Genomic DNA, 17,326 nt, shown 5'->3' with positions numbered 1-17,326 from the left:
CATTAGGCAGGATTCATGGTCAGTTTTGGCACACCGGAATACAAACGCATTACGCTCTCGCTAGCGCTTGGTTCCTTCTTGGTTTTTTCAAATTTATACCTACTACAGCCAATGCTGCCCACTTTTGCCCAAATTTTCACGATCTCAGAAACGCAAGTGAACTGGTTATTTGCGGCCTCAACACTCGCTCTCTCTTTTAGCCTCGTTCCAATGGCTGTGTTGTCAGAATCAGTGGGACGAAAGCCAGTCATGATGGCTGGTCTGTTTTCGATTCCTACCCTTTCCGCTTTGATGCTGTTTGGTGACTCATTTCTGTTTTTGGTGGTATGTCGAGCACTGATCGGTGTCGCGCTCGCAGCTTTTGCTGCGGTCGCCGTGGCTTACATGGCAGAAGAGCTCGACAAGCACGCTTTCTCGATGGCAATTGGAACGTACATTGCGGCTAACTCATTAGGCGGTATTGCAGGGCGTATTAGCGGCGGCTTATTGGCGGACAATTTCAGTGTTGATGTCGCCATAGAAGTTATGATGGTGTTCACTCTTCTTGGTGTCATTGGCGTTCACTATTTATTGCCAACACAGCGCAACTTCACCCCGTCATCAAGCAGCTTGCGCCATCAAAATCGTGCGCTTATTGGTCATTTTAAAAACCAACGCGTGTGGTTCGCGATGCTGATAGGAGGACTCAACTTTGCTTTGTTCGTCAACCTTTACTCCGTCATGGGTTTCCGTCTGGTGAGTGAACCTCACAATGTGCCCGTCGGGTTGGCCTCACTGATCTTTATTTGTTACTTGGGAGGGACTTTCTCCTCTCGTTGCGCAGGCCACTGGAGTAAACGTTATTCATCAATCCTCGGTATGTTCTTAGGCGCGATAGTGAGCATGACGGGGATGTGGATTGCGGCGGTTGAAAGCTTGACTGCAATGCTATTTGGATTGTTGTTGATAAGTTTTGGTGCCTTCTTTACTCATACCCTCGCCTACGGATGGGTCGGTCAGAATGCCACTCGTGCCAAAGCCACCGCGACAGCGCTCTACTTAGTACACTACTACGTAGGCGGTAGCTTAGGAGGATTCTTACTTCTTTATTGTTGGCAGCATGGAGGTTGGTCGAGTGTTCTTATGGGGGGAAGCGCAGTCTACCTAGCAATGTTTGCTGCAATTGCGTATTTGAAACACATTGCCGAAAGAAAGCATACTGACCAAACACCTGACACTGCGAGTTTAAAGAGTAGCTAAGGTACGCTCATTTACGTAATACCTCTCTGGTTACTTGGATAACCAACTCTGCTATGCTTGCGCTACTTTAATAAAAACCAGAAAGTCGTATGTCAACGCGTTCAACACAAAACACAGATATCGAAGCGATCACTCAACAGGTCGATCAATGGCTCAACGATGTAGTAATCGGTCTCAACCTTTGTCCGTTTGCTGCCAAGCCGCAACGTAATAAACAAATCAAAATCTTTGTTAGTGAAGCGACTCAAGAAGAAACGCTTCTTGAAGATATTTTATTGCAACTGATTGAGCTGAGTAACACAGAGCCCGAACAACTTGAGACCACGTTGGTTGTGGTTCCCAACATGCTACAAGATTTCTGGGACTACAACTTTTGCATAGATTGGGTTGAAGGATTAATTAAGCAGCAAAACTGGGAAGGTATTTTCCAAGTAGCGACTTTCCATCCTGATTACTGTTTTGGCGGCGCAAGGCCTGAAGACGACGAAAACCTGACCAATCGTTCTCCTTACCCGATCTTCCATTTGATTCGCGAAGAGAGTATGGAAAAGGTACTAAAACACTATCCTGATCCTGAATCCATTCCCGATACGAACATCGCTCGTGTTTCCGCCCTTTCAGAGGAAGAACGTAAAAAGCTGTTCCCTTACCTATTTCGTTAAGCACCACCATTCCCAAAGGCAGATTTATCACCAGTTAGATGCAATGCCCTTGGGGTTCAAAGTGCGGTTTGGTATCATTGCCGCTTCAATCGATTCAATGGAAATTAGAATGCAACTGTCAAAGCTAACCCAAGAGATTTTTGATCACTTATACCGTGATATCACCGAGTTCCGTAGTACCTTCGACTTACCAGTCGCAGACGCTGCAAGCCTTGATACGCAAGCAGACACACTACACACCTCTTTGGCGATCGAAGAGCTAACAGAGCTAGCAGAAGCAGATTGTAAAACTGAGCAAGCAGATGCCATCGTAGACAGCGTGTATGTATTAATGGGCCGTCTCGTTCATCTTGGCCACAGCAAAGTAGAAGACAACCTGGCGATCAGCTACTTAATTGATCTTCTATTAAACGTTGCGGTAAACCGTGGTATCGAGTTTATTCCTTGCTGGGATGAAGTACATTCAAGCAACATGAGCAAAGTATGCCGTAACGAGCAAGAGTACTCAGAAACAGAAGCATTCTACGCGGAACAAGGCATCAAGTTGATGGCGGTGCAGAAAGGTGAATACATCATCGCGAAATGCGCCGAAGATTTCGTATCGGAAGGTAAAACCATTCGTAAAGGCAAAGTACTCAAATCTGTTTACTACCGCCCTGCAGATCTAAAACCGTTAACTCAATAAGCGTTGAGTTTGGCTATCTCGATTAAAAAAAACGACCTCAAGTAGGTCGTTTTTTTATTGTCCCTAAATACTAATCAAAGATTAAATAAGGTTGCTCATCTACGATGACCTTTTTGACTTGAGTATTGAACACTTCCCCGAGAGCTTCTTCCGTTAGCACAGTATCGGCACTTCCTGATGAGTGCAGCACACCGTTGTTAAGCAGCAATACTTTATCTGCGTGCTTTAATGTGCGATTGAGATCGTGATTAGCAACTAATACTCCAATTCCCTGCGCCGCCATAGCGTTAATCAATTGATAGAGCAGACCCTCTTGCGCAATATCTAACGGTGCTGCTGGCTCATCCAAAATTAAAAACTGCGAAAAAGGATTAATGGTACGCCACACCTGCAAACATACACCTGCTAATCGGACACGCTGCCACTCACCACCGGATAATGTTTGAATACTGCGATGAAGCTTATCTTGCAGTTGTACCAGCTCCACCACCATATTGACGGCATCACGCACTTTGATATCCGCAATCTCAGCACCACTTGGCAGAGATAAAGCGAGATACTGAAACACATCAACATTAAACGCTGGGCGCGATTGCTGACACAAATAACCTCGAACATGAGCTTGCTCTGACAACGGTAAAGTAAGCAAGTTTTTGTTGCCAACGTACACTTCACCACTCATACCGTCTCGGTGACTTAACGTACCAGAAATCGCAGCCAATAAAGTACTCTTACCGGAACCATTAGGCCCAACGATATGTACGATTTCGCCAGCTTTGCATTCAAAAGAAAGAGGCAATAATCGACTACCAACCGACATATGTTTAACGTGCATCATGACTCTTCACCAGCATCCAGATGAAAATAGGTGCGCCAATCGATGTTGTCATGACACCTAAAGGTAACTCTGCGGAGTCCAATAACAGTCTTGCGCCGATGTCAGCAAATACAAGCAACGCAGCACCAGATATTGCAGAAAGTGGCAATAAATAACGGTTTTCCGTACCAAAAGCCAAACGCAACAAGTGCGGCACCACCAAACCAACAAAACTGATGATGCCACCCAAAGCGACTGAACTACCCACCAAAACAGAAATGGCGAGGATCAATTTCCAACGCATTTGATGCACATCGACACCCAATTGGGTCGCATGAATCTCACCCAGCATCAATTTATCAAGCGACTTGCCTTTACAACATAACCAGATAAGCACCGGTAACATCACCAAAGTAACGGTATGTTGATACCAACTTGCACCGCCAATACTGCCCATTAACCAATACATCAGTTGGCGTAAACTGAGATCATCACTAAAGTAAAATGCCCAGGTCACAATCGCGCTCGATAAAATACCCAATGCGACCCCAACCAAAAGCAATCGAGCCGTCGTCAGGTGCATTGCCCTTGCTATCGCCACCAAAACAAACGTGAATACCATCGAGCCTGCAATCGCTGCCAACATAAAAACAATCGGGGTAGGAAGAACAGGTGACGCGAACATGATTAAGACCATTGCTAAGCTTGCACCACCAGATATACCGAGTACGCCGGGTTCAGCCAACACGTTCCCAAGCAACACTTGTAACGTCGCGCCAGATACCGCTAACGCAGCACCAATAATTGCCGCAGACACTAACCTCGGTAAACGCAAGTCCACCAATAACTTCTGTTCAAATGCAGATAAGGATTGAAAAGGAGAAAGGAAAATTTCTCCGACCATCAAGTGAATGGCAGAGAGTACAGCGAGCACGATCGACATAACCATCAGGTTACGTTGCCAGCGTCGCTCCTTGTTCAGGATAAGTTGTTGAAAATCCATAGCAGCCGATACAAACAAACGAGGCTTAACCTTACAGTTAAGCCTCGGTAAATTGCAATTAACTTCTCAAAGCAATGTTGGATTAATCGTAAACCAACTCACCCTCTTCAAAACGGGTTTTCACTTCACAAACCATCAGAGCTGCGCGTTGACCTATTGCGACGTGGCGATTCGGGAAGACAATCGCTTCGTTTTCATTCTTCGCCATTAATGGTTTGTCGCCATCATGACCAAACACTTCGCCGTGAACAAATGAGGTGAAGTTTTCAACATTGTCGTCGAACATAAAGTCAAAGTCTTCGTTCAAACGAACGATTGTGCGACTTACGCGATACTTAATGCATGGTTTTGGTAGGTGTTCTGGCTTCGTTTCCGCAATCAAATTACGTAAAGACAAATCAAACGCGGTCAGTTTATCGAGGTCATTTTCACCGATACGAGCCACACGGCCAAGCTCCATTGTGAGAGCCTGCGCACCAAAGTTCTCGGCACTGTACCAGCTAAACGTGCTCGATGGTGAGTTTGACAGGAGCACTGCTTCAATGTGTGCACTGTCCAAGAAATCGATCAATGCTTTGCTGCGCACAGGATGACGAGTCTTAGGACTTACTGCAAACGTATAGTGCTTCGAGCCTCTAATCGCGCAGTGTAAATCAAGGTGCCAGCGTGTTGTCGGGTCGGTATCCTGATAAAAATCTCGAACAAGCAGCTTAAGCGTATCGGCGATAACAAGCTCTTTTGTCTGTTTGTGTTCTTTTTCGTCAAACAGACGGTTGAGGTTTTCTTCAAGGAATCGCGTGTGCGCCAGAGTGGATTCTGGGTGAGCAATAATGAACAGACAACGGGTATCGACCGTCTGGAACCCAGATTCTATGTCTTGAATAATGGAATCCACCAGCTCCATCGGTGCGGTTTCATCTCCGTGAACCCCACAAGAGATGATGATGTTCTTCGTATCCTGAGTATAATTCGCAGGGATTACTTCTAATACACCACGCTGATAGAGTTTAAGTTTTACACCGTTAGAAAGCACCTGCTCCGCTGGTGCAACATCAATATGAACATCTAACGTGTCAGTTAAAAACGATTGGCGAAAGAGAGACTTCGTCATGCGTTACTCCTTAATAGCACGGCGGATATGTTAATAAATTGTACAAAGGATTTTTGTTGCTGCGATCTCACTTATGAGTAGAAATCACTATTTCCCTCGAAAATCCGATGCCTTTTCGCGCCAGGCACTCAAATCAAGCATTGAGGCGTTTAATTTTCAAACAATTACAAAGTGTTAGGGCTGTGAACTTTACCACAGCCCTGATTAAGATCATTATGATTTGATCAAATTTTTGTAGCTATAAAGCAGATTATGCATCAACACTGCGAAAAACTTAGCCGCGCTGTGCGAGCAAACGCTCAAACTCATCGACTTTTTCACGCACTAGCTCAACACTCTGCTGCCAAAACGTTGGCTGGGTTAAATCCATCGACAGATGCTTTTCAACGACATCTTCCGCCATCATGCAGCCTGTATCGCGCAGCAAATTGATGTAATCGGTGTAAAACGCTTCGCCTTTGGTTTCTCGCTGTGCATAGATACCCTTGCTAAACAAGAAACCAAATAGGTATGGGTAGTTATAAAAGCTCACGCTATCAATAGAAAAGTGCAGCTTGCTTGCCCAGAAGTACGGATCCGGTTCGCTCATTACGTCGCCATACCATTCTTTCCAAGTTTCTGACATCAACTCACAGAATTCATCTGCGGTTAACTCTCCATCCTGGCGGCGTTCATAGAACGATTTTTCAAACTCATAGCGAACCGGAATGTTGATCATTAAAGCTAGCGCAGATGACAACTCTTCCCACAACATTTCGAGCTTTTCATCAACGCTCTCCGCTTTCGAAATCAAATGATCACGAACGATGTTTTCTGCAAAGATAGAGGCGGTTTCTGCTAACGTCATTGGGTAGTAAGTTTGGCAAAGTGGCAAATCACGAATAACCCAGTTATGGAACGCATGGCCAAGTTCATGTGCCAGAGTCATAAGGTCTGAACGGCTGCCACTCCAAGTCATAAACACAAGTGGTGTTCGCGTTGCTGGCAGTTTGGTGCAGTATGCGCCAAGACGCTTGTTAGCATTTGGCGCGGCATCAATCCAACCATTTTGTACCATCAAACGGACAAACTCCGACATCTCAGGGTTTACTGTTTCAAATGCTTCACAAATAACCTCAATCGCTTCATCAAAATCGTAAACCTTCGCTTCACCGCTCAAAGCAGGCATAGCCGCCAGATGATTCCAAGGTTTCATCTCATCCAGACCATGTACTTGCGCCATCAATAAACCTGCTTTCTGACCAATAGCTCGACTGTCTTTGGCTACTGTCATCATCGCATTTAAAGTTTCAGCTTGGATTCGGCTACCATGCAAACTCGGCTCTAGGAAGTGAACTTCACGCTTCGTAGAACGCTTTTTGTTTTCAGTTAAGCGCCATCCTGCTAACGCATTCAAAATCGCAGCGAATGATTCTTGGTGCGTTTGCATTGCATCTTGTACGCCACGCCACGCGGCTTCTTGACGCTCGAATTCAGAACCATAAAGAATGCTTGCCGCTTGAGAAAACCCAAGCTCTTCACTATTACCATCTGTGTACTCAAGCTTCACTTTCAATGAGCCAGTCAGGTTATCGTATAGGTTACCCCAAGCCGATTTGCCATCCACACTCATCGCAGCCAGTAACTGTTCTTCTGCGTTGCTAAGACGAGTATCCGCCAACTTTCTAGAATTCAAGATAGAAAAAGCTTGCCCACTGATATCAGGATTTTCATGGTCTAACACGCGCAAGATAAACTCTTCGTCGGCATGAGTTAATGTCAAATCAAAGGGACTGAACGCTTGGGAAAGCTCCGAAAAGATGCGGGTCATTTTACCAAGTAACGATTTCGCTTTGGCGTTTGTTGCATCAACAGAAGCATAACAACTCGCAAAATTTGCAACTGTACCCGCTAAACGACTCGCAGCTTCATTGGTCAAAATCGCATTTTGCATGATCTCTACGTTGCCACAATCTACTGATTGTTTATTCAAAAGATCAATACATTGTTCCACCAGAGCAATATCGTCTTGAATTCGTGGGTCAGAAAGGTCGTTATAAACGATGGACAAATCCCAACTCGGCGTTGTCATTTCTATATTTCCTTTTTATGTAACTGAGTCAATTTTCGCTTCCTGCACCTAGCAGATGGGCTTCCACTGACATCTTCCGTGACTATGCCCGTAAGCAATATCGTTCTGGGCATTTTAATATTTATAAGTTAACGAGTTAAAAGAGGTACGCCAATCGAACGCACCGAGGCGTAAATTTGCTCATCTATGGTAATTGTTATATGCGTGACAGAAGCGTTTCCTATCGACAACGTCGAATACCACCTTGGATTACGCCAATCTAACTCCAATACATGAGCAAGAATCATACGAATGACGCCACCATGCGTGACGATAAGGAGATTGTCATTGATATCGTTGATGATTTGAGACCAAACGCGACATATGCGCTCAGAAAATGTGCTTAAGCTCTCAGCATTCGGCAACGTATGTTGTGCTGGCGATTGCCAAAAAGCATCTAGCTTTTTCCACTGCTCAGTGAGCAGATCAAAAGGCATACCATCAAAATCACCAAATGCCATCTCTTGTAAAGATTCATCCGTCATTACTGGTAATAATTGCTGTTCAGCAATGATGTTTGCCAGTTCTTGACAGCGTGAAAGTGGAGAAGAAATTATTCCACCCACACCTCGTCCACTCTCAGCCCAAGCCCGAGCAATACTTTCTTGATCAGCAGGCGTAACTTTTACATCTGTTTGGCCATGGAGTCCTGGTGGAGCGTCTACTTTTCCATGACGCACAAGATAGATATTGAGTGTTTTCATTTTGTTCCATCCTACTCTTTAAGAACCAACGGCAAACCAGCAGCAACAAAGGTAACGCGATGGCAAACACTGGCTAGTTTTTGATTCATCCGTCCTGCATTATCCACAAAATAACGACTAACCGCCCCCAAAGGTACAATGCCCATTCCAACCTCGTTAGAGACGAATATTAACGTCGCATCTGAACCACGTACCACCTGTATAAGCTTTTCAATTTCTGCTTCTAGCTTCTCATTGGAACATTCATCACCTAACTCAAATATCCAATTGTTGAGCCACAAGGTTAAACAGTCGATCAATACAACATCGGTGATAGCGAAATTTGTCAGTAACTCAGATAAATGAAGGGGGCATTCATGCTCTTGCCACTCGCCCCCGCGTTGCTTTTGATGATGCGCTATTCGCTCTCGCATTTCTTGGTCAAATGGCAGCGCGGTTGCAACATATTGTAATGATCGATGAGAAGCGACCGATAATTGCTTAGCTGTTTTTTCTGCCAAATGCGACTTCCCAGAGCGCGCGCCACCGAGTATCAATTGCTTCATGAGGAGTGATACAACCCAATCATAGTGAGATAAATAAGCAGTTCCGACAACTGTTGCGCTGCGCCAAGGCAATCCCCCGTAAAGCCGCCAATTCTCTTGGTTAACCAACGTTTGAACATCAAACGAAATACCACGAGAACAAGCGATATCAAGATCGCATCCGCGATACCAAGCACAAGCAATGTTACGCCACCAGTAAACAACAAAATGGAGACTTCTAGAGAAGACTGGCGACTTGCTAGCGGTTTACTTTTCGACGTATCACTGTCACTGACATAAGGCATGTCATAAATAAGCGTCGCTGCTAGTGCTCGGCTTGCGGTGTAAGCGACGACAATGACCAACCAAAAGTGCGGCAAGTTAGCCAGTTCACTCCAAAAAACATACTTAGCCAATAACGCCATAATGAGAGTGGCGGCACCATAAGTGCCAATACGACTGTCTTTCATAATAGAGAGGCGTCGCTCTACGGTCATGCCACCGCCAATGCCATCCGCCATATCGGTCAAGCCGTCTTCGTGAAAAGCCCCAGTTAACAATAAGCTAAACACCATCGTTAATACTATGGCAACCGACTCTGGGAAAAAAATTGAGGTGAGCGAGAATACCAAAGCGCAAAGTGCTCCAAGCACGAGACCAACTAACGCGAAGTAACGGCCTGCCTGATTCATGCGTTCTTCACTGTAAGGCAACGCTTGGGGCACGGGTAAGCGGCTAAAAAAACTGGTAGCTAATAGAAATAACTCCCACTGGTATCTTAACGATGACGGCATGACTTTCTCAGAATTATCAGGGACTGACACTAAACTGTAACTCCTGCACTCTCAAAGCTCGCCATTTTGTTGTAAAACTGAGCAGCAGCTTTTAACAGAGGCAAGGCAAGAGCGGCTCCTGTTCCCTCCCCTAGCCGTAAACCAAGGTCGAGCAGAGGTTCTGCTTTTAGATGTTCCAATACAAATTTATGTCCATTTTCTTCAGAGCGATGGGCAAACAACATGTATTCACGCGTTTCTTCGTCTAACAACGTCGCAATATAAGCCGCTACCGATACGATAAACCCATCCACTAAAACTGGAGTTTTAAGCCGCTTGGCTTCTAAAAAAGCGCCCACCATTTGTACGATTTCAAAGCCCCCAACCTGTGCGAGAATCGCTTTGGTATCAAGACCTCGACATCGGTTTACCCCCTGTGCTACCAGTTTATATTTGCGGCTCAACTGCTGTTGATTGATTCCGGTGCCAACGCCAACACAATAATCAATATCTAATGAGCTCAGCGCCGATAACAATGCTGAGGCCGAACTGGTATTACCGATGCCCATCTCGCCGAACATTAAGAGGTTTGAACCATGCAAAATGGTATGCTCAGCAATCTTCGCACCATATTCTAAACCTAACGCCACTTGTTCTGGGGACATCGCGGATTGTTTAGAAAAATTAGCCGTACCGTTACCCAACCGTTGTTCAACCAAGTTGGGATGGGATTTAAATTCTGGAACCAGCACATCAATAGGAGCCAACATGCCGCAATCTATTACTTTGAGTTGAATGCCATTAATGTCGCAAAAACAGTTGATGGCTGCGCCGCCAGCGAGAAAGTTAGCCACCATTTGCTGAGTGACTTCGCTTGGCGCAATGCTCACACCCTCCTCTGCAACGCCGTGATCTCCAGCAAATACCAGCATGCTCGGTTTGCAGATAGCGATGGAATCAACTGGCTGAGGTTTATCCTGACTTTGAATAAGAGCTAACTGCAGTGCCACCTTTTCCAATAAGCCTAAAGAACCGACGGGTTTGGTTTTGTTATCTATGCGTGCTTGTATCTCCGCAGCAAAAGAGTCATCCATTTTTTACGTTCCTTTGATGTTGTCTGGGTGAGAGGTGTTCTGTTGTTCAAGAGGTCTTGTTCAGCGACAGTTTTTGCGCGCCCCACTATTGTATACACTTGCATCCAATTGGGGCAGCGCTAATCAAGTTTATCTCAGGATAGTCTGCCGAGTTCGCAGAGCGTCTCACCTTTCTTGCACGAGATTATAAGTAACTCGTTGAAATCCGCTACAATAGCTTAGACTATGTTCCCATATAGGAGAAAAGATATGGATAACAACACCTGCGCAATCATCGCCGGTGCAACTGGCTTAGTAGGCTCAAAAGTCATTGCAAACCTCATAAATCAATCAGGTGTTGGAACATTATATTATCTTTCTCGCCGCCCACTCGATGGCGTCCTAGATGTGGACAACAAGCTTATTCCTCTCATTGATGCAGACCTTTCTATCCACCAATGGGATGAGAACCAACCAACACCAACCATCGGCTTTATCTGTTTAGGTACGACCCTTAAGCAAGCTGGTAGTAAGGATAATTTGCGTAGAGTAGATGTTGATCTGGTGTGCAAAGTCGCCCAACAGATGAAAACAATCGGAGTCAAACGCCTTGCGGTTGTTTCTAGCCTCGGTGCAAATAGTAAATCGCCATCCCATTACCTAGCTTGTAAAGGACAAATGGAACAACGAATCGAAGCTATGGATTTTGAGGAAATCGTATTTGTTCGCCCAGGCCCGCTTGTTGGTCAACGTCAAAACCCAAGAATGGACGAGAAGTTAGTACAAACTCTGTTTAAGGTAATTCGCCCACTTATGCTTGGCAAACTGTCCAACTTTTTACCGATTCGAGCAGAAGATGTCGCCAAAGCGATGATTTATCAACTTTTCAGTTATCAAGAAGACTCGGTGGTTTACTTACAAAGGAAAGAAATGCGTGACTTACTGCATCACTACGAATAACCATTTTGTACAATTAATGTGCTAATTCACGCTCTCACGCGACTTAGATCTCGTTTTTATATTCATTTTAGATCTAGCTAATACCCGTTTGTCATTTTTAAAGTTATATCACGAGCGTTATCTTACGCTCCATAAATAAATCCGTATAAAACCCCGTATAAAAAACAACCGCCACTTAGGTTGGTTGATAAGGTCAAATTATGAATTTTGCAGTGATAGCCTCTCTAGCCGTCTTTGTTGGAATATTGTTCTTTCTATTTAATCAACAACAAAAGAAACACACTCTTTCACGTCTCGTTTTGATCGGTCTTGTTACCGGTTCTCTTTTTGGTCTTGCTTTGCAACTCATTCACGGTGAAGGTAACAGCGCAATTGCTCAAACACTTGAATGGGTAGGCATTGTAGGCAGTGGCTACGTTGGTCTACTGAAAATGGTCATCATGCCACTGGTGTTGGTATCGATGATCTCTGCAGTTGTTAAATTGGAGAAAGGTGGATCATTAGGTAAAATTTCTGGCCTGACCATCTCTGTTCTTCTAGTAACGACTGCAATTGCTGCACTTATCGGTATTTTGGTGACAACGACATTTGGCCTGTCAGCAGAAGGGTTAACTGAAGGTGCGCGTGAAACCGCTCGTATCGCCGTTTTAGAAAGCCGTGCCGGTACAGTAAGTGACTTAACTATTCCTCAAATGCTAGTTAGCTTCATTCCAACCAACCCATTTGCTGATCTAACAGGTGCTCGCTCGACATCGATTATCGCTGTTGTGATTTTCGGCGTGTTAACTGGTATCGCCGCTCGTAAAGTGATGATAGAAAAAGCAGAGTTGGAATCACCGATTCGTACTTTCGTAGAAGCTGCTCAATCTATCGTTATGCGATTAGTGAAGATGATCATGGCCCTAACGCCATACGGCATCGCAGCACTGATGGCAAAAGTGGTAGCGACATCAAGCGCAGGCGACATCCTAAACCTACTTGGCTTTATTGTGGCGTCTTATGTTGCTATCGCACTGATGTTTGTTGTTCATGGCGTATTGGTCTCTTTTGTTGGCGTTAGCCCTGCGGAATACTTTAAGAAAATCTGGCCTGTACTGACCTTCGCGTTTACATCTCGTAGCTCAGCAGCAACAATTCCACTAAACGTAGAAGCGCAAATCACCAAGCTTAACGTACCACCAGCGATTGCAAACCTATCAGCATCGTTTGGTGCCACTATCGGCCAAAACGGCTGTGCGGGTATCTATCCTGCAATGCTGGCAGTGATGGTAGCTCCAACAATGGGCATCAACCCACTTGATCTACACTTTATCCTGTCATTGATTGCGATTATCACCATCAGCTCATTTGGTATTGCAGGTGTCGGCGGCGGTGCGACGTTTGCAGCCTTGATTGTTCTTCCTGCAATGGGCTTACCTGTGACCATCGCGGCACTGCTTATCTCTATTGAACCACTGATTGACATGGCACGTACCGCACTAAACGTTTCAGGCTCAATGACTGCGGGTACAATTGCTAGCCGAGTGCTGAAGTCACCAGAAAGTGAAGCAACATTGGAAGAAACACGAGCATAGAACTCAAATTCCTTCCAAAGCGATAAAACGTAAAATATCAAGCCGATGGTTCGCCATCGGCTTTTTTCATTTTCAAAAATTCAACTTGCATCTTTCGTTGCTAGTCAAGGCGTTGAATGGTCTAATACTGTCATCGGTTTTGTAAACGGTAAGCAGAATGCACCAAGATAATCAGCCCACTTTTTTCTTCTTTGATTATGAGACATGGGGAACCAACCCCGCGAAAGATCGCCCAAGCCAGTTTGCTGGTGTTCGTACAGATGAAAACTTTAATATCATCGGCGAGCCTTTAGTCATGTACTGCCAGCCACCTGCTGATTATCTTCCGTCTCCTGAAGCTGCACTTATTACTGGTATTACTCCGCAAAAAACGGTTCAAGAAGGCCTTTCTGAGCCAGAGTTTATCGCTAAGATTCACGCTGAACTCGCGAAACCAAATACTACCAGTTTAGGCTACAACAGCATTCGCTTTGATGACGAAGTGACCCGTTATACTTGTTATCGCAACTTTATCGATCCATACGCATGGAGTTGGCAAAACGGTAACTCACGTTGGGATTTACTCGATGTACTACGCGCGTGCCATGCCCTTCGCCCAGAAGGCGTAGAATGGCCAGAAAACGAAGATGGCTTCACTAGCTTTAAATTAGAACACTTGTCTGTGGCTAACGGCATAGAACATAGTAACGCGCACGATGCCATGGCAGATGTGGTTGCGACTATCGAAATGGCAAAGAAAGTAAAAGCAGCGCAACCAAAATTGTTTGATTACTTTTTTTCTATGCGCCAAAAGCGCAAGCTCAATGATTTAGTCGACATCGTCAACATGACACCGTTGATGCACGTTTCAGGCATGCTAGGGCGCGAATGTCAGTACACTAGCTGGATTGTGCCTGTTGCTTGGCATCCAACCAATAATAACGCCGTTATCACCATCGATTTAGCGAAAGACCCTCAACCTATTCTTGAGCTATCCGCAGAAGAGCTGCACGAAAGACTCTACACGAAGCGCGAAGATCTTGGTGAATTGCTACCAGTGCCAGTTAAACTAGTTCATTTGAACAAATGCCCTATTCTCGCCCCTGCAAAAACGTTAACGGCTGAAAATGCAGAGTCTATTGGCATTGATCGCCAACAATGTCTCGCCAATCTCGCTTTGTTGCGCCAACATCCTGAAATTAGAGAAAAGCTGATTAGCCTCTTTTCCGTCGAGCGTAAATTCGATAAAAGTGATGACGTCGATACACAGCTTTACGACGGGTTCTTTTCTCCGGCTGATCGCGCAGCTATGGATATCATTCGAGAAACCGACCCGAATAATCTTGCTGCATTAGACATTGAATTTGATGACAAGCGTATTAAACCTCTATTGTTCCGCTATCGTGCGCGTAACTTCCCAGGCACATTAGACGAGCAAGAACAAAGACGCTGGGCACTACACTGTCGAGAAGTGTTTGAAAGCCAAATTGAAGAGTACATGCTGAATTTAGAAAACTTAGTTCACGAACATGAAAGTGACGAAAAGAAGATTGCGATATTAAAATCCGTGTACCGTTATGTAGAGAGCTTAGCTTCCTAACTCCTCCTAATACAAGCGCACCTTATGGTGTGCTTGTTGTTTATATACTGTCAAAATGATTAAAGAACGATTCTTACAACTGATCCAACTGCTCATTTCAATCTTCCTCATCATGGGAGCACTTGGCATCGGAATTACCATTCAAAAGTTCACTGGCGTTTCCGTTCCAGGAAGTGTCATCGGTATGCTCGTACTGTTTTTCTCCATGACTCTTGGGCTTGTAAAAGTCGACTGGGTCAAACCGGGCGCCACGCTATTTATCCGCTATATGATCTTATTGTTCGTTCCTATCAGCGTCGGATTAATGCAGCATTTCGACCTACTACTCGCCAATGCGCTCCCTATCATCGCTAGCGCGGTTGGCGGTTCACTCATTGTACTGGTCAGCCTCGCTTGGCTGCTAGATTACTTGCTACAGGAGAAACACTGATATGTGGTTAGTTGTTACCATTGCGGTTTTTCTTATCGCTCGTCAAATCGCAATCAAAGTGAACAATCCTCTAGCAAACCCTTTGCTGATCAGTATCGCAGTGCTCATTCCTTTGCTTACTTACTTAAATGTGCCATTTGAAACGTATTATGCGGATAACGAAGGAATTAGCTTTTTGCTTCAACCTGCTGTAGTTGCTCTGGCTTATCCACTATATGAACAACTACCACAAATTAAAGCAAACTGGCGAATCATCACTTTCGCTTGCACAGTAGGCAGTGTGATGTCGATGATGACAACCACCTTGATCGCAGTCGCTTTCAAAGCGGATATCAGTTTAATCGCAAGTCTAGTGGGTAAATCCGTCACTACGCCAATAGCAATGGAAATTTCGAGTCACCTCGGTGGTGAAGCTGCCGTTGCGGCGATCTTGGTTCTGATTGTTGGTTTATTGGGCGCGATTTTGGCATACCCAATTTACAACTTAATTGGAATTAAACACCCGATTGCACGTGGCCTAACAATGGGTACCGTGTCTCATGCCTTAGGCACCGCGACATGTGCAGAGAAACAGCCCATAGATGCCGCGTTCTCATCACTCGCATTGGTTTTATGTGGGATCATAACTTCTATTTTGGCTCCAAGTTTTTTTGCTTTGGCGGTCTGGCTATATCAATAGTTAAGCGCTCTCGGTCTGCCCTCCTTCCGGCAGGCCGTAGCCTTTACGTTTCTTACTTATCCCTTTTCAAAACCCTATCTTATCTATCAAACTCACCCAGTAATATCGTGAAGGGACTTGACTGAGATATACATTCATAGCATTAGCATTCTAGCTGCTACCACTCGCTCTAGATTACGTAAGTATAAAGTAGCATAGCGGTAAAAGTCGCGTTGGTAACATACTCCTGCTCCTTGGTCATATGAATATATACTGATATGGTTAATTGTGAGACGGAGATAACGCTTCACACCTGTGCAATCGAATACATGTGTGAGCTCACTCTAATTATGTAACAGAATTATCAATTGCATTATTTATCGTGATCTAACGCACGGAACATTTCTATCTTTCACATAGAATAACTGTCCATGCAATAACAAGGATTCAACATGAAAAGTCGCATTGAACAGGCGCTAGCAGGCGCTCCAGAAGCACTTTCCAAACAACTTGCTCCTATCATCCAAGCTGATGATTTTGATGCTACGCTTTCAGTTCAACAATTTGAGCAGTTGCTTTCAGCTACCGGTCTATCAGACAAAGAGCTTCGTGTTGCGCTACTTCCTTTTGCCGCAGCGTACTCCTATGCTCCCCTTTCTGACTTTTATGTCGGCGCTATCGTTCGTGGTCTTTCAGGTCGCCTTTACTTCGGTGCCAACATGGAATTCTTTGGTGTACAGTTGGGTCAAACGGTTCACGCAGAGCAGTCTGCGATTAGCCATGCTTGGATGAAAGGCGAACGTGGTGTTAAGGATATCACTATCAACTTCAGCCCATGTGGTCACTGCCGCCAGTTCATGAATGAGTTATCTACCGCAAACGAGCTTAAAATCCAGCTCCCAGAACGTGAAGAAAAGTCACTTCATGAATACCTGCCTGAAGCCTTTGGACCAAACGATCTCGGTATCGAGTCCGGCTTAATGGCAGAAGTTAAACACCAATTCTCATGTGATGATGAAGACGCACTCATCCAAAGTGCAGTTGAAGCGATGAACATGAGCCACTCTCCATACACCAACAACTTGAGTGGTTTAGCATTAGAGATGACTAGCGGCCGTGTATTCCAAGGCGCTTATGCAGAAAATGCAGCGTTTAATCCTAGCTTGCCACCGCTACAAGTTGCGCTAATCCAAGTTTTACTTGCGGGTGAAACCTTTGACAGCATCAAAGCCGCTGCATTGGTAGAAAACTCTGAAGGTAAGATCAGTCACTTAGCCGATACGCAATCAACGTTGGAAGCGTTGAATCCAGATATTCCGCTTAGTTTTGTCAACGTATAAACGACAATGACCCGTCCTGATATGGGTTGACACTTTTTAACTAAAACGCTCGATGTACTTCATCGGGCGTTTTGTATTTTAAAG

Annotated in this window: 17 protein-coding genes; 9 read left to right on the top strand and 8 right to left on the bottom strand. The window is 44.9% G+C overall.

Annotated features, from left to right (window positions below; all coding sequences use genetic code 11):
- The first annotated feature begins 15 nt into the window (after positions 1–15).
- The 3 genes from R8O11_RS12810 to R8O11_RS12800 all read left to right on the top strand — a co-directional run bounded on the left by R8O11_RS12810 (position 16) and on the right by R8O11_RS12800 (position 2,586).
- Complete coding sequence (locus tag R8O11_RS12810) at positions 16–1,239, top strand: MFS transporter (protein WP_017820886.1); 1,224 nt, start codon at positions 16–18, stop codon at positions 1,237–1,239.
- Positions 1,240–1,328: 89 nt separating this feature from the next.
- Positions 1,329–1,901 carry a DUF1415 domain-containing protein gene (locus R8O11_RS12805; protein ID WP_017633946.1) on the top strand — a complete coding sequence of 191 codons (573 nt, stop codon included), beginning with the start codon at positions 1,329–1,331 and terminating at the stop codon, positions 1,899–1,901.
- A 109-nt stretch (positions 1,902–2,010) separates the two neighbouring features.
- Positions 2,011–2,586, top strand: a complete 576-nt coding sequence (locus tag R8O11_RS12800; RefSeq protein ID WP_005377875.1) for a nucleoside triphosphate pyrophosphohydrolase family protein — start codon at positions 2,011–2,013, stop codon at positions 2,584–2,586.
- A gap of 70 nt (positions 2,587–2,656) precedes the next feature.
- On the opposite strand, the gene btuD is transcribed toward R8O11_RS12800, so the two are convergent.
- The 8 genes from btuD to cobT all read right to left on the bottom strand — a co-directional run bounded on the left by btuD (position 2,657) and on the right by cobT (position 10,722).
- Positions 2,657–3,424, bottom strand: coding sequence for a vitamin B12 ABC transporter ATP-binding protein BtuD (gene btuD / locus R8O11_RS12795; protein ID WP_017820884.1), 768 nt, complete (start codon positions 3,422–3,424; stop codon positions 2,657–2,659).
- Complete coding sequence (gene btuC, locus R8O11_RS12790) at positions 3,411–4,406, bottom strand: vitamin B12 ABC transporter permease BtuC (RefSeq protein ID WP_042521936.1); 996 nt, start codon at positions 4,404–4,406, stop codon at positions 3,411–3,413. The genes btuD and btuC overlap by 14 nt, the downstream gene beginning before the upstream one ends.
- 82 nt (positions 4,407–4,488) lie before the next feature.
- Positions 4,489–5,517 carry a succinylglutamate desuccinylase gene (locus R8O11_RS12785; protein WP_005377878.1) on the bottom strand — a complete coding sequence of 343 codons (1,029 nt, stop codon included), beginning with the start codon at positions 5,515–5,517 and terminating at the stop codon, positions 4,489–4,491.
- A 274-nt stretch (positions 5,518–5,791) separates the two neighbouring features.
- Positions 5,792–7,588 carry a M3 family oligoendopeptidase gene (locus R8O11_RS12780; protein WP_258636776.1) on the bottom strand — a complete coding sequence of 599 codons (1,797 nt, stop codon included), beginning with the start codon at positions 7,586–7,588 and terminating at the stop codon, positions 5,792–5,794.
- A 128-nt stretch (positions 7,589–7,716) separates the two neighbouring features.
- The gene (cobC, locus tag R8O11_RS12775; RefSeq protein WP_213868412.1) at positions 7,717–8,331 is read right to left on the bottom strand and encodes an alpha-ribazole phosphatase; all 615 of its coding nucleotides are present in this window, start codon (positions 8,329–8,331) and stop codon (positions 7,717–7,719) included.
- Positions 8,332–8,342: 11 nt separating this feature from the next.
- On the bottom strand, positions 8,343–8,876 hold the full coding sequence (gene cobU, locus R8O11_RS12770) for a bifunctional adenosylcobinamide kinase/adenosylcobinamide-phosphate guanylyltransferase (RefSeq protein WP_170893858.1): 534 nt from the start codon (positions 8,874–8,876) through the stop codon (positions 8,343–8,345).
- Entirely contained in the window at positions 8,873–9,649 is a 777-nt protein-coding gene (locus R8O11_RS12765) for an adenosylcobinamide-GDP ribazoletransferase (RefSeq protein WP_054574173.1), read from the bottom strand. Before R8O11_RS12765 ends, cobU begins: the two co-directional genes overlap by 4 nt.
- A gap of 29 nt (positions 9,650–9,678) precedes the next feature.
- On the bottom strand, positions 9,679–10,722 hold the full coding sequence (gene cobT / locus R8O11_RS12760; RefSeq protein WP_085569560.1) for a nicotinate-nucleotide--dimethylbenzimidazole phosphoribosyltransferase: 1,044 nt from the start codon (positions 10,720–10,722) through the stop codon (positions 9,679–9,681).
- 249 nt (positions 10,723–10,971) lie between these two features.
- On the opposite strand from cobT, the gene R8O11_RS12755 reads away from it, so the two are divergent.
- From R8O11_RS12755 to cdd, 6 genes are all read left to right on the top strand, one after another.
- A complete protein-coding gene (locus R8O11_RS12755) occupies positions 10,972–11,661 on the top strand; it encodes an NAD(P)H-binding protein (protein WP_053350419.1) in 690 nt (229 codons plus the stop codon).
- A 200-nt stretch (positions 11,662–11,861) separates the two neighbouring features.
- The gene (locus tag R8O11_RS12750) at positions 11,862–13,235 is read left to right on the top strand and encodes an L-cystine transporter (protein ID WP_025766775.1); all 1,374 of its coding nucleotides are present in this window, start codon (positions 11,862–11,864) and stop codon (positions 13,233–13,235) included.
- Positions 13,236–13,392: 157 nt separating this feature from the next.
- Positions 13,393–14,814, top strand: a complete 1,422-nt coding sequence (sbcB, locus tag R8O11_RS12745) for an exodeoxyribonuclease I (RefSeq protein WP_085569561.1) — start codon at positions 13,393–13,395, stop codon at positions 14,812–14,814.
- 55 nt (positions 14,815–14,869) lie between these two features.
- Positions 14,870–15,244 carry a CidA/LrgA family protein gene (locus R8O11_RS12740; protein WP_005377887.1) on the top strand — a complete coding sequence of 125 codons (375 nt, stop codon included), beginning with the start codon at positions 14,870–14,872 and terminating at the stop codon, positions 15,242–15,244.
- A 1-nt stretch (position 15,245) separates the two neighbouring features.
- Positions 15,246–15,923 (top strand): LrgB family protein, encoded by a 678-nt coding sequence (locus tag R8O11_RS12735; RefSeq protein ID WP_005385454.1) that lies wholly within the window; start codon positions 15,246–15,248, stop codon positions 15,921–15,923.
- Positions 15,924–16,354: 431 nt separating this feature from the next.
- On the top strand, positions 16,355–17,242 hold the full coding sequence (gene cdd / locus R8O11_RS12730; protein ID WP_005377892.1) for a cytidine deaminase: 888 nt from the start codon (positions 16,355–16,357) through the stop codon (positions 17,240–17,242).
- Positions 17,243–17,326 lie beyond the last annotated feature (84 nt).

Source organism: Vibrio sp. 1288 (assembly GCF_033344475.1).
This window is presented reverse-complemented; position numbering and strand designations above follow the sequence as displayed.

Excerpts from the sequence above, each read along its gene's own strand:
- R8O11_RS12810 (WP_017820886.1), top strand. The coding sequence starts at position 16 with ATGGTCAGTTTTGGCACACCGGAATACAAACGCATTACGCTCTCGCTA.
- R8O11_RS12805 (WP_017633946.1), top strand. The coding sequence starts at position 1,329 with ATGTCAACGCGTTCAACACAAAACACAGATATCGAAGCGATCACTCAA.
- R8O11_RS12800 (WP_005377875.1), top strand. The coding sequence starts at position 2,011 with ATGCAACTGTCAAAGCTAACCCAAGAGATTTTTGATCACTTATACCGT.
- btuD (WP_017820884.1), bottom strand. The coding sequence starts at position 3,424 with ATGATGCACGTTAAACATATGTCGGTTGGTAGTCGATTATTGCCTCTT.
- btuC (WP_042521936.1), bottom strand. The coding sequence starts at position 4,406 with ATGGATTTTCAACAACTTATCCTGAACAAGGAGCGACGCTGGCAACGT.
- R8O11_RS12785 (WP_005377878.1), bottom strand. The coding sequence starts at position 5,517 with ATGACGAAGTCTCTCTTTCGCCAATCGTTTTTAACTGACACGTTAGAT.
- R8O11_RS12780 (WP_258636776.1), bottom strand. The coding sequence starts at position 7,588 with ATGACAACGCCGAGTTGGGATTTGTCCATCGTTTATAACGACCTTTCT.
- cobC (WP_213868412.1), bottom strand. The coding sequence starts at position 8,331 with ATGAAAACACTCAATATCTATCTTGTGCGTCATGGAAAAGTAGACGCT.
- cobU (WP_170893858.1), bottom strand. The coding sequence starts at position 8,876 with ATGAAGCAATTGATACTCGGTGGCGCGCGCTCTGGGAAGTCGCATTTG.
- R8O11_RS12765 (WP_054574173.1), bottom strand. The coding sequence starts at position 9,649 with ATGCCGTCATCGTTAAGATACCAGTGGGAGTTATTTCTATTAGCTACC.
- cobT (WP_085569560.1), bottom strand. The coding sequence starts at position 10,722 with ATGGATGACTCTTTTGCTGCGGAGATACAAGCACGCATAGATAACAAA.
- R8O11_RS12755 (WP_053350419.1), top strand. The coding sequence starts at position 10,972 with ATGGATAACAACACCTGCGCAATCATCGCCGGTGCAACTGGCTTAGTA.
- R8O11_RS12750 (WP_025766775.1), top strand. The coding sequence starts at position 11,862 with ATGAATTTTGCAGTGATAGCCTCTCTAGCCGTCTTTGTTGGAATATTG.
- sbcB (WP_085569561.1), top strand. The coding sequence starts at position 13,393 with ATGCACCAAGATAATCAGCCCACTTTTTTCTTCTTTGATTATGAGACA.
- R8O11_RS12740 (WP_005377887.1), top strand. The coding sequence starts at position 14,870 with ATGATTAAAGAACGATTCTTACAACTGATCCAACTGCTCATTTCAATC.
- R8O11_RS12735 (WP_005385454.1), top strand. The coding sequence starts at position 15,246 with ATGTGGTTAGTTGTTACCATTGCGGTTTTTCTTATCGCTCGTCAAATC.
- cdd (WP_005377892.1), top strand. The coding sequence starts at position 16,355 with ATGAAAAGTCGCATTGAACAGGCGCTAGCAGGCGCTCCAGAAGCACTT.